The following is a 14,914-nucleotide window of genomic DNA, read 5'->3' as shown; positions in this document are numbered from 1 at the left end:
CGTTCGTGGCAAACTCGGCGACGGTTGGGGGGAGATCGGGTAGTCGTCCGAGCGTGCGACTCGTATCCTGGTAATGACACCCCGATCGGGGGTAGTCCGGGTCGACGTCCATGCGCGGTTCCGGTGCCCGCCAGGGGTCGCCAGACAGCTGTGCCGGAGGAGGAAAGATGCCACTCTCCGAGCATGAGCAGAGGCTGCTCGACCAGATCGAGCGCGAGCTCTATGCCGAGGACCCCAAGTTCGCTTCCGCTGTGCGCGGAAAAAAGATGCGCCGTCCCACGCGACGTCGGCGTCTCCAGGGCGCCGTTCTGTTCGTCGTGGGCATCGCCATGCTCGTGCTCGGTGTCGCCGGGCAGGCGTCGTTCCTGCGCCTCGCCGAGATTCCGTGGTTGAGCGTGCTCGGCTTCCTGGTGATGTTCGGCGGCGTGCTGATGGCCGTGACCACGCTCGGTGCCTCGGGCGAGGTCGACGAGGCCCCCAAACAGCACGGGGGAAGTTCGCGCGGCGCTCCCTCCGCCAAGAGCAGTTTCACTCAGCGCATGGAAGACCGCTTCCGCCGTCGCTTCGAGGACCGGTAGCGACCACCTTCTCCGCCGACGCAGGCCCGCTCCGCTGGTCGGTCTCCTGGACGACGAGGTTCGTCGGGAGAACCGACCAGCGGATTTTCGTGCGTTCGTGAGCCGGTCAGCGCGGCCCGCGTGATCGAAGGCGAGCCAGGACCGACTTCGGCAGCAGCCGGTCGCGCCACGACAACGGGGCCGAACGTTCCAGCGCGGCGAGCACGCCCTGGAACGCTTCGGCGAATCCTGTCCCACCACGTCCGCCTTCGGTCTCGGACGCCGGGCTGTACCACGACTGCTCCAGCGACGTGACGACCGCGCGCAGATCGTTCTTGCCCCGGTCGTCGAGCCGCTGCGCGCGGGCGAGCTTCTGCGCCGCCAGCCGCACCGTGTCGCTGTCGGAGATGTCGATGCTGCGGTCGGCGCACTCGTCGAGCAGCTCCTGCCAGGCGGCCTCGCCTGCCACCGGCTGTTCGCCGCGCTCGACCGCTTGGAGCCGACGACGCCGTCGGAGGTGGCGCACCACGGCCGGGGTCGCCGCCAGTGCGATGCCCGCGACGACGAGCAACGTCAGGGACCAGTGCACCCACAAGGCCAGCAGCAGCACCGCGAGCCCGCCCAGTCCGGCTGCGGCGAGCGGCAACGGGCCCGCGGTCGCCGAGGCACTCGCGCCCGCCGTCGACCTCGACCCCACCGGTGAGCGGCGTCGCCGCGTCAGGAGTGCCGTCACAGTCACCAGCAGGGCCGCCGCAGTGACGATCAGCGCGACGATGCCGAGCCAATCGCTCGAGGTCGAGGCGCGGCTCTGTTGGTCGGGCTCGGCGGCCCCAGCCTCGTCGGACTCGTCCGACGACGGCTCGGACGTCTCGGTGGACTCGTCCGGCCGCGAGCTGGGCTCTTCGTCGTCGGAGTCACCGGAGCCGGTGCCGCCGTGTGCCTCGTCGCTCAGGTAGCCCGGGACGTAGCTGCGGCCACCCGACAACGGGGTCGGGTCGAAGCTGACCCAGCCGAGGTCGCCGAAGTACACCTCGACCCAGGCGTGCGCGTCGCGCGACGTGATCGTGCGGGTCTCGCCGTCGTCGGCGCCGCCGGTGAACCCGATCGCCACCCGCGACGGGATGTCGAGCGACCGCAGCATCACGGCCATGGCGGACGCGAACTGCTCGCAGTACCCGCGCTTGCCGGTGAGCAGGAAGTCGACCAGGGCGTCGCGATCGGTCTCCGGCCCGGTCGTCGTGTCGTAGACGAAGCCGTTCGTCGGGTCGAAGTACTCCCAGATCGCCTGCACCTTGTCGAACGTGGTGTCCGCCGACGCGGTGAGGTCCTCGGCGAGCTGGACGACGCGTGGGTCGAGCTCGGGGTGTGCGGTGTAGGCGGGGTCGAGCGTGGCGGGGTCCACTTCGGCCCGGCGCAGTTGGGACCGGGTGGGTTCGGCGAGCGAGGTGGTGACGACGTACGGGGCGGGATTCTGCCTGCGCTCACGGAACACCGCACCGCTGTTGCGGTCGTAGTACCAGCCGTCCGACAACCCTTCGAGCGCGCGGGGAGCACCGTAGACGGGCAGCCACACGTCGTTCCAGTGCACCGGTTCGATGGCGATCCGGCTGTCCGGGGCCCTGCCGTCGTCACCCGGCGCGGCAGGCAGCTCCCCTCGCGCCGGGACGCCCGCGGGCATCGGCCCCTCCGGCAGCGCCCAGCCCTCGTTGGGGACGTAGTTGCTCAACGTGAACGCGCGCAGGAGCCGGGGTTCGTCGAGGCCCTCGACGCGGAAGAGCGGAACGTCGTCGCCCTGGTCGAGCATGCCCCGCAGGGACGTGAAGGGGTTGACGCCGAGCCCACCCAACACGTGGCGCTCGTCCCGGCTGCCGGGGAGGCTGCCCTCCGTGCCGATACCGGTCAGGGTCGTGCCCGCCACCAGCCCGGCGGCGAGCGCGCCCGCCACCACGGCGACCGGTGAGGCCACCGTCGACACCGACAGACCCGTGCCGGGGGCGGGGCGGTTGCGCCACCGGTTGTGGCGATGGCTGCCGTCCACCGCCAGCAGGAGAGTGAACGCCATGGCGCCGAGGACGAACGTCCACCACGGCAGCATGTCGTCGGCCAGGGCCGCGGGGACGGCGTAGACGCACAGCAGCACGAGCCCCGTCGCGGCGGGCGCCGCGGCGGCGACCACCAGTGTGTCCACGACGATCGCGACGAGGCCCAACGCGATGGTGGCGAGGCACAGGACCGGCGTGGTGTCCTCGACGGGAGGGACGCCGTCACGGATGGCCTCGAACGCGGCGACCAGCACGTCGTCGAGTTCCGAGAACGCGGCCGGGCCCGGGATGAACCCGATGATCCCGCTGCTGGTGAACGAGCCCGTCACCAGGAACAGCAGGGCGAGGCCCTGTCCGAGGCTCACTGCCGGGATCGGCAGCCGCAACGAGCGCAGAGCCAACCCGGAGAACGCCACCAGCAACGCGGCCACGGCGATGTAGGCGAACCACTGCGCGCCCTGGATCACGCCGGTGAGCGAGGTGGCGGAGCTGATCGTCGCGAACAGCGCAGCGGCGGGTGCCAGCAGCAGGCTCGCGGTGGGAGGTCGCACGCGGCCACCTCCCGGGGCCGGAGCCTCGTCGTCGCGTGCGTGACTCGTCGGTGCGTCCGTGGTCGTCATGAACCGCCCCCGATCAGTGACGCGCCCGGCGCCGTCGTGCGGCACAGCTCCGCCCACACGTCCGGCACGCTGCGGCCGGGCTTGGCCACGACGACACCCCAGCCCGCGGCGCGCAGCAGCCCCACCGTGTCGCCGACCGCGACGTCGTCGCCGTCGGCCGGGGCTGCCGTGTTCTCCCATGCGGCGGTGTCGAGCAACACCGCGTAACTCCGTGTGCCCCGTGCGCGGTGCCGGGTGAGTTCGTGCACCGATTCCGTTCCCACACTGCCGAGCACGGCGATCAACTCCTGGCCCTGGGCCGGGTCGGCGTTCAGCACGATGTCACGTTCGTGGGCGGGTTGCACGGCCGCGAGCGAGTCGAGCACCGCACCAGCGTGTCCGGACCCGCCGTGCTCGGCCGCGTCGGCGAGCAGCCGCCCGTGCTCGCTGACCAGCCGCACGCGCTGTCCGGTCTTGTGCAGGTGCAGACAGACGCTGGCGGTGAACTCGACCGCCCACTCCAGGCTGGACTGCGCTCCCGAGCCCCGATGGGCTGAGGCGCGATGGTCGAGCAGCACGGTGGTGCCGCTGTGCCAGGGCAGTTCCTCGACTCGCACCATCAGCTCGTCCCGCCGGGCGGTCGACCGCCAGTGCACCTTGCGCAGGTCGTCGCCCTGCCGGTACTGCCGCACGACGACGTCGGTCTCGCCCTGCCCGGTGTGCAATCGGATGTTGCTGTCCTCGCCCGACCCGAGCCCGGCGCCCCGGGGCAGCCCCCACAGCGTCGTCACTCGGGGCACGACCACGAGGCGCGACTGGCTCACCAGGTCCCGGTCGAACTCGCACAACCCGAACGGATCGGTGACCGTCGCCCGCAACGGGCCGATGCGATGCACTCCGCGCAACGTGGGCTGCACCGGATAGCGCAGGGGCACCGGACGTCCGTGCGCGGGAAGCCGTTCGACGACGAATCGGGGACGCGGGCCCAAGGTGTATGGCAGCCCGTCCTCCAGCAGCACCTCGCCGGCGGGCATGCGTCCCGTGCGCCAGAGGTCGATCTGGACCTCTCCCTGGCCTCCCACGGGCACGCGCTCGGTGAGCAGTGTCCGCGAGGCGGAGATGGTCATCTTCGACGCGGCGGCGAGCGCGACGACTCCCAACGGCAGTGCCACGACGAAGACCGCGACGCGCAGCAGGTCGCGTTCGTTGAGCACGACCGAGCACAGTCCCGCGGCGATCCCGGCGGCGAGCAGGCACCGGCCTCGGGTGGTGAGGCCGGACAACGAGCGGAACACGGCAGCGCTACCGGGGTCGGTTGCCGTGCGGAACGGGGACCCGGGCGAGGATCGCGCGCACCACGTCGGTCGCCGACCGGCGGGCGGCGTGGGCCTCCGTCGTCAGGACGAGCCGGTGGGCCAGCACGGGGATGGCCACCGCGTGCAGGTCGTCGGGGACGACGAACTCGCGGCCCGAGAGCGCGGCCTGCGCACGGGCGGCGCGTACGAGCTGCAGCGTCGCTCGCGGGGAGGCACCGAGCCTCACTTCGGGGAGCTGGCGCGTCGCGGCCGTGAGTTCGACGGCGTACTGCTTGACCTCGGGCGAGACGTGCAGCGTGCGCACCTTCTCGATCAGCCGCTGCACGGTGGCTCCGTCGGACACGGGCCGCAGGTCGTCCAACGGGTTCGTGCCGGCGTGCTCGTCGACCATGGCCAGTTCGGCCGCGACGTCGGGATAGCCGATCGACAGCCGCGCGGTGAAGCGGTCGCGCTGGGCCTCCGGCAGGGCGTAGGTGCCCTCCATCTCCACCGGGTTCTGCGTCGCGATGACCATGAACGGCCGACCGAGCTCGTAGGTGGTGCCGTCGACGGTCACCTGCCGTTCCTCCATGCACTCCAGCAGTGCGGACTGAGTCTTCGGCGAGGCGCGGTTGATCTCGTCGCCGACGACGATGTTGGCGAACACCGGCCCGGGCCGGAACTCGAAGTCCGACTGCTGACGGTTGTAGATCGAGACGCCGGTGACGTCGCTGGGCAGCAGGTCGGGGGTGAACTGCAGCCGACTGACCGGGCAGTCGATGGAGCGGGCCAGCGCCTTCGCCAGCGAGGTCTTGCCGACCCCGGGCACGTCCTCGACCAGCAGGTGCCCTTCGGCGAGCAGGGTCACGAGCGCGACCCGGACGACCTCGGGCTTGCCGACCAGCACGCGTTCGACGTTGGCGGCGATCCGCCGCACGGTGTCGTGAAGCTGGTCGAGACCGACGGCCGGGACCGAACTCTCGTCACGGGTTCCGTAGGGGCTGGGGGCGCCGTGTTCACCGGTGTGCCCGTCGGAGGGGTAGTGCGACTCCGTGGCGGAACGGCCGTCGCCCGCGGGGATGGGGGTGGACACAGTGGTGGACTGTCCTCTCGACGTCACACGACCTCCTGGTACGAAAAGCCCTCGGGCACCCCGAACGCCCTGGCAAGGACCTTCGTCGCCCGGCGGGTTCGGTTGCGAGCCGGCCGACACGCAGTGTGTCAAACGGCGGCCCCGGCGGCGTTGCCGCCTTGTCGATCACTCTCGCTGGGGAAGCGCAGCATCCCACAGCAAAGGATTGCCCCTTTCAGGTGACTTCGGATCGCAGATCTTGGCGGGAGTCCGAACTCGCCTACGCTACGGCAGCGTAGTCGGTCGGCTACGGAGAGAGGTGCGGTGATGACCGAAGTCGACGTGCGTGTGCCGTCCGACGGGTTCGCCGTGTCACCCGAGATCGCCGCGGAGACCTTCGCCAAGTTGACCGAGGTGCAGGACGCGGTCGGGCGCATGGTGCGACGGGTGAACGTGCTCGGTCGATCGGTGCCGCTCGGTGATGGCTACGCCAAGGAGATCGGCGACTTCATGGCCCGGTACGGCATCGACGACACCGGCTGTGCGGCGGAGTCGTTGACGCGGTTCGGGCAGGAGATCGGGCAGCTCAAGGAGCGCATCGAGACCGCACTGCGTCGGTACGACGAGCAGGACCGCGCCGCGGCCGACGGCGTGGACTGCGTGGGTGGAGGCTGACACCGGCGTGCGTGTTCCCGGACCCCGTCTCCTGTTGGTGCTGACGGTCGCCGTGGCGGCCGCGGGGTGCGGCGCGCGCTCGTCACAGTCGGAGCCGACCGGGGACGGCGGTGTGGTGGCGACGTCCGCCGCGTCGGCCACGCGGTCGGCGGAGCCCACCGACGCGGCCGCACTCGATCCCTGTGCCCTGCTCGACGCGACGGACCGGTCGACGGCGGGGCTGAGCGCGTTGGGCGAGCCCACCACCGTGGCGGGCTCCCGTGCGTGCGAGTACGTCCAGCCCGGCGCGTTCGGCGTCACCGTGACGGTCGACGAACGCACCGACCTCGACACGGTGCGTTCGCGTGCCGCCCACGTCGAGGACGTGCGCATCGGGGCGCTCGACGCCGTGCGCATCGCCGATCCGGCCGCCGACGACGGGACGTGTTCGGTGACGGTGGCGGTCGGACGCCCCGGGGCACGCAGCGTCCACGTCGACGTCACCACCACCGACTTCCGGGACACGGCCCAGGCCTGCACCCGCGCCACCACGGTGGCCGAACTCATCGAGCCGGAGCTGACATGACCGCGAGACCAGTCGCCGACCGCCGCTATGAGGCCTACAGCCACGAGCAGTTGCACGCGGAGGTGAGCAACGGCAACGACCCGGTGGCGGCGGGCGAGATCAGTCGGGAGTGGAGCGAACTCGCGCAGGCGCTGCGTGAGGCGGGCGAACTCCTCACGAATCTGTCAGGCCGCAGTGAGAGCGCGTGGCAGGGGGCCGCCGCCGAGGCGCTGCGCACGGTGGTGCACGACGCGGCCTCCTGGTCCGAGCGCGCCGCGGCGGTGTCGGAGACGGTCGGCGAGGCGGTGGCGGTGCAGGCCGAGGTGGCCAGTCGGGCGAAGGCCGAGATGCCCGAGCCGGTGTCCTACGACGCCGCCGTCCTCATCCGTGACGCCGTCGCCAGCGGGGACGTCTGGCAGCTCGTGGGGCTGTCCGAGTCGATGGCGGCTCGACGCGAGGAGGCCGAGCAGGCCCGACAGCGCGCGATCGACGTGATGTACACGCGTGACACCTCACTCGGTGAAGCCGTGCCCGACGCGACGTTCCCCGACCCCCCGCCTCTGACGCGGGACTCGGAGTCCGGCCAGGGGCCGGCGTCGGCGGTCGGAAGGTCGGTCCCGGTGTGATCCGAGTGTCGGCGTCGGCCTTCGACATCCTGTGGTCCGACCTCGGGCACACCACGCCCCCGGGGGTGCTGGCCGTGCCCAGTGTGGGGCGCACGGAGGAGGAACGCGACCGCATCCGCGCCGAGGTCTACGCCAACCTCGCCGAACGCGGTCTCGCGCGTGGGTGGAGCCTCGATGAGGATCTGCGGGAGCGACTCGACCTGCTTGCCCACGCCTCGTTGACCGTGGACTGCGAGGCGATGGTCGATCTCGCCGATCCGGATCCCGTGCGTGCCGTCGCCGCGGTGACGGCCGACCGTGGTGTGCTCGCCGTGCAGCCTCGGCGCACCGTGGCCCTGACGGCGATCCGGCCCGGCGAAGTGTACGACGCCGTCGTCGGGGTGCTCCCCGACTTCGCCGCCGGTCCGGGCATGGGAGTCAGTCTGCCCGCGTCGGCGCTGGTCGGCGTCGCGGACGCCGCCGTGAGCGACTCGGCGACTCGACGGGCGCGCGTGTTCGAGCAGCAGGCACGGGAAGCGTTGGCCGTGCAGTCCCGGCCCGTGCTCGCTGCCGGGCAGTTCTCCGTGCACATCGCCAGTGGCAGCCGTCGGCGTCGGCTCGGTGGAGTGAGCTGGTTCGTCACCGACGAGGGCGGCTATCTCGGGATGGTCGCACCGGGGCGTGGCGGGGAGACGTGGTTGAGTCTCGTCCCGGCGGACCCGGCACGGATCGTCACGCGCCTGGCGGACCTCGTCGACGAGTCCGGAGTGTGTGTGGGGGCCTAGTCGACCGGTTCGGCAGTGTCCGATTGCTTCGATCCGGCGTCACCCGCCGCGGCGACCCCGGCGCGCACCCCACTGTGGACACACGGCCGTGACCTGCGCAAATGTCGTTGACATCGCTGAGTTTCGCGCGCTGCGACGTTGACTGTGGTGCAAAGTGGGGTACGGTGGAGCGCAGTGGGGCAGTAGGAAGCTCCGTGGCCGATCTCGAGGGAACCCCGGGGTTCTGGCGCTGGTCGGTAGGGGAGGTGGAGGCCGGTGTTTCTCGGCACCCACACTCCGAAGCTGGACGACAAGGGGCGGCTCACGCTGCCTGCGAAGTTCCGCGACGCGCTGGCAGGTGGGCTGATGATCACCAAGGGACAAGATCACTGCCTCTTCGCGTTCCCGCGCGCCGAGTTCGAACAGCTCGCCCGCAAGGTCGCGGAAGCGCCGTTCACCAACGAAGCGGTCCGTGCTTACCAGCGATACCTGTTCGCGGGCACCGACGAGCAACGCCCCGACGGGCAGGGCCGCATCACCATCGCACCCGAACTCCGCCGCTATGCGGGGCTCACGAAGGAGTGCGTGGTGATCGGCGCGATCACCCGACTCGAGATCTGGGACGCCCAGACCTGGACGTCCTACCTGGAAGAACACGAGGACAGTTACGCGAGCGCGCAGGAGGAGATCCTTCCCGGCTTGTTCTGACCGGATGGTGTGAGGCTGCGGCCCTGATGCAACTTCCCCGGTGTCAGGTCCGCAACCTGACGCCATCCGGTTCCTGTTTTCTTCGAGGATGGAGGCACCGAGGACCGACGACGATGAGAGAGGGATGTCGTGAGCGACAGCGGTGACAGCGCCGACAGGACGGACGGTGTTCAGGACACCGAGGGGGCGGCTGAGGGTTCGCCGTCGGAGGCGACCCACCTGCCCGTGTTGGTGGACCGGATCCTGGAATTGTTCGAGCCCGCGCTCGCCGACCGGGAGGCCGTCGTCGTCGACGCCACGCTGGGGCTCGGTGGCCACACCGACGCGCTGCTCGACCAGTTCCCCCAACTCACGGTCGTCGGTCTGGACCGCGACCCCGAGGCGTTGGAGCGGTCGCGGCGTCGGCTGGCCCGCCACGGCGACCGGGTGCACTACGTGCACACGGTGTACCACCGCATTCCCGAGGTTCTCGCCGAGCTCGGACTGTCGTCGGTCGACGGCGTGCTCATGGACCTCGGCGTGTCGTCGATGCAGCTCGACCTCGACGAGCGGGGCTTCGCGTACGCCCGCGACGCACCGCTGGACATGCGCATGGACCCGACGACCGGCCCGACTGCGGCCGAGGTGCTGAACACCTACTCGGTCGACGACCTCACGCGCATCCTGCGCGACTACGGGGAGGAGAAGTTCGCTCGCCGCATCGCCAAGGCGGTGGTGGCCGAGCGACAGCGGCAGCCGTTCGACACCAGCGAGCGATTGGTGCGCTTGTTGTACGACACCGTGCCCGCGCCGAGCCGACGCACTGGCGGACATCCAGCGAAACGCACGTTCCAGGCGTTGCGGATCGAGGTGAACGGCGAGCTCGACATCCTGCGGGAGGCGGTTCCGGCGGCGATCTCCGCACTGGCAGAGGGGGGACGCATCGTCGTCGAGTCCTACCACTCCCTGGAGGACCGCATCGTCAAGCAGGCCCTGGCCAAGGCGGCGACCTCGCGCACGCCCGAAGGGCTTCCGGTCGAACTCCCGGGCCACGGCCCGGAACTGCGCCTGGTGACGCGGGGAGCCGAGAAGGCCGACGAGGACGAGATCCGCCGCAATCCGCGCGCGGCGTCCGTCCGGCTCAGGGCAGCGGAGAAGCGAGGAGGGGACGACAGGTGACGGTGCCCACCCGACGCAAGCCCGCAGCGACTCGGACGTCGGGCGGTGGGTCGTCGAGGTCCTCCGCCACCGCGAAGGCCGGCGCGCGCAGCGGAGCCGGTCAGCGCGCGTACGCACGGCGCTCGGAACGCGCGGCTCCCGCGACCACCAGACCTCGTGCCACACGCCGGGGACTGCAGAACTGGCCCAAGTCCCGGGCCACGTTCGTCGTCGTGCTCATGGCGCTCATGGTGTGTGGAGTCGCGACCTCGCTGTGGTTGTCGACGCAGGCCATCGCCGACTCCTATCGCCTCGATCGGCTGAAGGAACGCAACGCCCAACTCGTCGAACGTGCCGAGCAACTGCGGCGCGAGGTGGGACAGTTGCAGTCACCGGTGTCGCTGGCCGAACGAGCCGAAGGACTGGGCATGGTGCCCGCGGGCAATCCCGCCAGACTGGTGGTCCGGGACGACGGGTCCGTGTCGGTGGTCGGAGAGCCCGTCGAGGCCACGGCACCGCCACGGAAGCCGGAACGATCCGGTGAGGAGAAGGACGACCGGTGACGGCGCGCGGCGACGCGCGGTGAGGGGGAGAGCGGGCGATGTCGGCGCAGCGGGGAACACGGCGGGTGGAGTCGGGTCGCGGACCACATCGGACGTATTCGGTCCGGGCCCGCAGGAGCCGTTCGGCCACCACCGTGCGCAACAACCGCAATCGGTTCGTCGTCGGGCGGATCGTGATGACCGCCGTGCTGGTGATCGCCGGGCTCAAGCTGGTGCACATCCAGGCTTTCGAGGCCGCGGCGCTGTCCGAACGCGCCGAACGGCAGCGCACCACGATCATCGACATCCCTGCCGAGCGTGGGTCCATCGTGGACCGTAACGGCGCGGAACTGGCGTTCAGCGTCGAGACCCGCAAGCTCTGGGTCAACCTGCGGCAGATGCGCCTCACGTGGGAGGAGCACGCGCGCGAGAACCCCGAGTCGGGCGAGAACTTCGACACGCGTGCGGCCGAGATCGCGAAGTACATCGCGCGGCGCGTCCCCGACCTCGTCACCGAGGACGAACTCCTCGCCGCCTTCCACAAGGACGCCAGCTTCACCTACCTCGTCGACGACGTCGAACCGTCCGTGGCCGACGCGATCAGCAAGAAGTACGTGGAGATCGGCTACGAGAAGCGCGCCAAGCGCGTGTACCCGAGCGCCGAGGTCGCCGCGAACGTCGTCGGATACGCGAACTGGCGCACCGACAGCGAGGACGTGTCCGAACACAACATCCATGGCCTGTCCGGCCTGGAGTCCTATCGCGACGACGACCTCGTCGGGACCCCCGGACGGCAGATCGTCGACACAGCTCAGGGTGGGGACGTCGTCATCCCCGGCACCGAACGCGACATGCAGCCCGCCACGCCCGGGTCGAATCTCGAACTGACCATCGACTCCGACGTGCAGTACGAGTTGCAGCGCAGCCTCGCCGCGTACGTGGACAAGGTGGACGCCAAGGGCGGTAGCGCGGTGATCCTCGACGCGCACACGGGCGAGGTGTACGCGCTCGCGAACCACCAGACCTTCAACCCGAACGAGCCGCCGTCGTCGGCCGATGCCATGGGCAATCCGGCGGTCTCCAACCCGTTCGAGCCCGGATCGGTCGCCAAGATCATCACGGCGACGGCGGCGATCGAAGCGGGCATCGTGAAGCCCGAAACGACGCTCGCCGTGCCCGGGTCCATGCGCGTCGCCGACCACACCGTCCACGACGCGTGGTCGCACGCCACGCAGAACTTCACGGTCACCGGCATCTTCGCGAAGTCGTCCAACGTGGGCACGCTGATGCTGGCCGACGAGGTGGGGCCGACGCGATTCATGTCGATGCTGAAGAAGTTCGGCGTCGGCCAGCGCACCGGGATCGGGCTGCCCGGCGAAAGCCCGGGCTACGTGCCTCCGCGCGACCAGTGGTCGGGGACGACCTACGGCAACCTCCCCATCGGGCAGGGGCTGTCGATGACGGTCGTGCAGATGACGAGCATGTATCAGGCCATCGCCAACGGTGGCGTGCGGGTCGAGCCCCGGGTGGTCAAGGCGAAGATCACGCCGGACGGACGGCGAATCCCGGAGCCCGCGCCCGAGACGGTGCGGGTGACCGACCCGAAGACGGCCGACACGGTGCGGAACATGCTGCGCGCCACGACCCAGGGCGGTGACTACGCCTACAGCGGCACCGCGCCCGAGGGCGCGCTGGAGGGTTACCAGATCTCCGGCAAGACGGGCACCGGACAGCAGGTCGATCCCAAGACCGGCGCGTACAGCAATCGACTGCACAACATCACGTTCGCGGGCATCCTGCCCGCCGACGAACCGCGGTTCGTGGTCGGGATCTGGTTGGACGCTCCCGACACGACGATCCCCGAGGGCAGCTCGGCGGGCGCGTTGTTCGCCGAGATCGCGTCCTACCTCGCCCAGCGGTACAACATCCCGGTCTCCGAGGAGTCGGGTCCGAGGGTGAAGCTGGTGCGATGACCCTCGTGGGTTGGGGAGACGTGAACCGGTCGGTCGCGGACGACTGCGGAGCAGCGCCGCGACCGACCGGGCGGATCACTTCTTGTAGAGCTGCTCGATGGCGTCGGCGTAGTTCTTGCTGACGACGTTGCGCTTGAGCTTCATGCTCGGCGTCACCTCGCCGCCCGCCTCCGTGAAGTCCTTCGGCAGAATCACGAACTTCTTGATCGACTCGGCGTGCGAGACCATCGTGTTGGCCTTGTCCACGACGACCTGCACGGCCGCGCGCAGGTCCTCGTCGTCGGCGAGGTCGGCCACCGTGGCGTTCTCGGGCTTGCCGTTCTGCGCCTTCCAAGTGGGGAAGAACTCCTCGTCGATCGTCACGAGCGCCCCGATGAACGGACGCTGGTCGCCGACCACCATGGCCTGGCTGATGAGCGGGTCGGCCTTCAGCGTGTCCTCGAGGCCGGAAGGAGCGACGTTCTTGCCACCGGCCGTGACGATGATTTCCTTCTTGCGGCCGGTGATCTTCAGGAAGCCGTCGTCGTCGAGCTCGCCGATGTCGCCGGTGTGGAACCAGCCGTCCTCCAGCGACTCCTGGGTGGCCTGCGGGTTGTTCCAGTACTGCGTGAAGACGACGTCACCCTTGAGCAGCACCTCGCCGTCCTCGGCGATGCGCACCGACGTGCCCGCCACCGGCCTGCCCACGGTTCCGACCTTGAACGCGTCCTCGGTGTTCACGTTCGCCGCGGCCGAGGTCTCCGTGAGGCCGTAACCTTCGAAGACCGGCACGCCGATGCCGCGGAAGAAGTGCGCGAGGCGGGCACCCAGTGGGGCGCCACCGGAGACGGCCGCGACGCAGCGCCCACCGAGGGCGGCCCGCAGCTTCGAGTACACGAGCAGGCTGAACACCGCGTGCTTGAGCCGCAGCCCGAGGCCGGGGCCGCCGGTGTCCTGGGCCTGGCTGTAGGCGACGGCGGTGGCCTCGGCGGCGTCGAAGATCTTGCCCTTGCCGCTGCTGTGAGCCTTCAGCTTCGCACCGTTGTAGACCTTCTCGAAGACGCGCGGGACCGCGACCACGAACGTGGGCCGGAACGTGCTGAGGTCGCCCAACAGGTCCTTGATGTCGGCGGTGTGGCCGAGGGTCACGCGCGACGTGATGGCCGTCAGCGCGATCGCGCGGGCCAGGATGTGGGCCAGGGGGAGGAACAGCAGCAGCGAGTTGCCCGCGCCCATCAGCTTGGGGAACGCCTTGATGTCGGCCCTGACCTCGGCCAGAAGGTTGCGGTGCGTCAGCACGACGCCCTTCGGCCTGCCCGTGGTGCCCGACGTGTACACGATGGTGGCCGTGTCGCCCGACTTCACCGCACGACGGCGCGTGTGCACCTCGTCGTCGGCGATGTCGGCCCCGAGCTCGGTGAGGCGGTCGACGGCGGGCTCGTCACCCTCGATCTGGAAGACGTGGCCGAGTTCCGGGAGGCGGTCGCGGACCGACTCGATGGTCCGCGCGTGGTCGGCGGTCTCGACGATGACGGCCTTGGCGCCGGAGTCGGTGAGGATCCAGTGAGCCTGTTCGGCGGAGGAGGTCTCGTAGATCGGCACGGTCACCGCACCCGCGGCCCAGATGGCGAAGTCGACGAGCGTCCACTCGTAACGGGTCTTCGACATGAGCGCGACGCGATCGCCCTGTCCGATGCCCGCCTTCACGAGCCCCTTGGCGACCGAGAGGACCTGCGCGGCGAACTCCCGGGCGGTGACGTCCCGCCACGAACCGTCGAGCTGGCGACGGAAACTCACGGTGTCTCCGAACCGCTCGGCGTTGACCCACACGACGTCGGACATGCTCTCGTCGTCGGCGACCGCAGCGATCGCGGGAGCGCTGTACTCGCGCACGTGAACCTCCGGATTCCACAGATGTTACTCGGCGGTTAACCTAACTCCTGAAAGGCGGTTTGGCTATGCCCCGGCGCTAGGCTTTCGACCCGGCGTGCGATTCTCACACCCGTGTCAGCCAACGAGAACACACCTGCTCTCGACATCGTCGACGAGACTTTTCTCGCAATTCCGCCGAGCACCCTGGCTGCGGTGTTCGCGGATCCGCGGTCGTGGAGGACGTACTGGCCCGACCTCGTGCTCGAAGTTTACACGGATCGGGGGGTCGAAGGGCTGCGCTGGACCGTCGGAGGAGCCCTGGTCGGCACGATGGAGGTGTGGCTGGAACCCGTGCTCGACGGCACGATCCTCCACTACTTCCTCCGCGCCGATCCGGTCGGTCCGCCGCTCTCGCCCGCGAAGCTGCGTCGCGAGGCGGACCGCAGAGCCCGTGCCGCGAAAGCCATCGCGCTCGACCTGAAGGCGGTGCTGGAGGACGGGCGTGAGCCGGGTGTGGCTCCCGTCTCTCCCGAACACCATTAGGGTGTCG

14 protein-coding genes are annotated in these 14,914 nt (G+C 70.1%); 10 read left to right on the top strand and 4 right to left on the bottom strand.

Features of this window, described 5'->3' with window-relative positions; genetic code table 11:
* Window positions 1-167: 167 nt before the first annotated feature.
* Window positions 168-578, top strand: coding sequence for a DUF3040 domain-containing protein (locus JAV51_RS04245; RefSeq protein WP_197319281.1), 411 nt, complete (start codon window positions 168-170; stop codon window positions 576-578).
* Between the two features lie 106 nt (window positions 579-684).
* On the opposite strand, the gene JAV51_RS04240 is transcribed toward JAV51_RS04245, so the two are convergent.
* From JAV51_RS04240 to JAV51_RS04230, 3 genes are read right to left on the bottom strand one after another with little or no spacing between them, the layout of a single operon-like run.
* Window positions 685-3,219 (bottom strand): DUF3488 and transglutaminase-like domain-containing protein, encoded by a 2,535-nt coding sequence (locus JAV51_RS04240; RefSeq protein WP_197319280.1) that lies wholly within the window; start codon window positions 3,217-3,219, stop codon window positions 685-687.
* On the bottom strand, window positions 3,216-4,493 hold the full coding sequence (locus tag JAV51_RS04235) for a DUF58 domain-containing protein (RefSeq protein ID WP_197319279.1): 1,278 nt from the start codon (window positions 4,491-4,493) through the stop codon (window positions 3,216-3,218). Before JAV51_RS04235 ends, JAV51_RS04240 begins: the two co-directional genes overlap by 4 nt.
* A 7-nt stretch (window positions 4,494-4,500) precedes the next feature.
* The gene (locus JAV51_RS04230) at window positions 4,501-5,613 is read right to left on the bottom strand and encodes a MoxR family ATPase (protein WP_197319278.1); all 1,113 of its coding nucleotides are present in this window, start codon (window positions 5,611-5,613) and stop codon (window positions 4,501-4,503) included.
* 279 nt (window positions 5,614-5,892) lie between these two features.
* Between JAV51_RS04230 and JAV51_RS04225 the strand changes: the two genes are divergently transcribed.
* From JAV51_RS04225 to JAV51_RS04190, 8 genes are all read left to right on the top strand, one after another.
* On the top strand, window positions 5,893-6,240 hold the full coding sequence (locus JAV51_RS04225) for a hypothetical protein (RefSeq protein WP_197319277.1): 348 nt from the start codon (window positions 5,893-5,895) through the stop codon (window positions 6,238-6,240).
* Window positions 6,230-6,805: a DUF3558 family protein gene (locus tag JAV51_RS04220; protein ID WP_307845728.1), complete on the top strand. Its 576-nt coding sequence runs from the start codon at window positions 6,230-6,232 to the stop codon at window positions 6,803-6,805. Before JAV51_RS04225 ends, JAV51_RS04220 begins: the two co-directional genes overlap by 11 nt.
* A complete protein-coding gene (locus tag JAV51_RS04215; RefSeq protein WP_197319276.1) occupies window positions 6,802-7,410 on the top strand; it encodes a PE-PGRS family protein in 609 nt (202 codons plus the stop codon). Before JAV51_RS04220 ends, JAV51_RS04215 begins: the two co-directional genes overlap by 4 nt.
* Entirely contained in the window at window positions 7,407-8,174 is a 768-nt protein-coding gene (locus tag JAV51_RS04210; protein WP_197319275.1) for an ESX secretion-associated protein EspG, read from the top strand. Before JAV51_RS04215 ends, JAV51_RS04210 begins: the two co-directional genes overlap by 4 nt.
* A gap of 255 nt (window positions 8,175-8,429) precedes the next feature.
* The gene (mraZ, locus tag JAV51_RS04205; protein ID WP_197319274.1) at window positions 8,430-8,861 is read left to right on the top strand and encodes a division/cell wall cluster transcriptional repressor MraZ; all 432 of its coding nucleotides are present in this window, start codon (window positions 8,430-8,432) and stop codon (window positions 8,859-8,861) included.
* A gap of 129 nt (window positions 8,862-8,990) precedes the next feature.
* Window positions 8,991-10,019: a 16S rRNA (cytosine(1402)-N(4))-methyltransferase RsmH gene (gene rsmH / locus JAV51_RS04200; RefSeq protein WP_197319273.1), complete on the top strand. Its 1,029-nt coding sequence runs from the start codon at window positions 8,991-8,993 to the stop codon at window positions 10,017-10,019.
* The gene (locus tag JAV51_RS04195; RefSeq protein WP_197319272.1) at window positions 10,016-10,561 is read left to right on the top strand and encodes a septum formation initiator family protein; all 546 of its coding nucleotides are present in this window, start codon (window positions 10,016-10,018) and stop codon (window positions 10,559-10,561) included. Before rsmH ends, JAV51_RS04195 begins: the two co-directional genes overlap by 4 nt.
* 38 nt (window positions 10,562-10,599) lie before the next feature.
* Window positions 10,600-12,513, top strand: a complete 1,914-nt coding sequence (locus JAV51_RS04190; RefSeq protein ID WP_197319271.1) for a penicillin-binding protein 2 — start codon at window positions 10,600-10,602, stop codon at window positions 12,511-12,513.
* Between the two features lie 75 nt (window positions 12,514-12,588).
* Here JAV51_RS04190 and JAV51_RS04185 read toward each other — a convergent pair whose 3' ends face one another.
* Window positions 12,589-14,385, bottom strand: coding sequence for a long-chain fatty acid--CoA ligase (locus JAV51_RS04185; RefSeq protein WP_197319270.1), 1,797 nt, complete (start codon window positions 14,383-14,385; stop codon window positions 12,589-12,591).
* A gap of 111 nt (window positions 14,386-14,496) precedes the next feature.
* Here JAV51_RS04185 and JAV51_RS04180 point away from each other — a divergent pair, with 111 nt between their 5' ends.
* Window positions 14,497-14,907 (top strand): polyketide cyclase / dehydrase and lipid transport, encoded by a 411-nt coding sequence (locus JAV51_RS04180; RefSeq protein WP_197319269.1) that lies wholly within the window; start codon window positions 14,497-14,499, stop codon window positions 14,905-14,907.
* Window positions 14,908-14,914: the final 7 nt, after the last annotated feature.

It is taken from the genome of Saccharomonospora sp. NB11 (assembly GCF_015910535.1).
Lineage (GTDB): Bacteria > Actinomycetota > Actinomycetes > Mycobacteriales > Pseudonocardiaceae > Saccharomonospora.
This window is presented reverse-complemented; position numbering and strand designations above follow the sequence as displayed.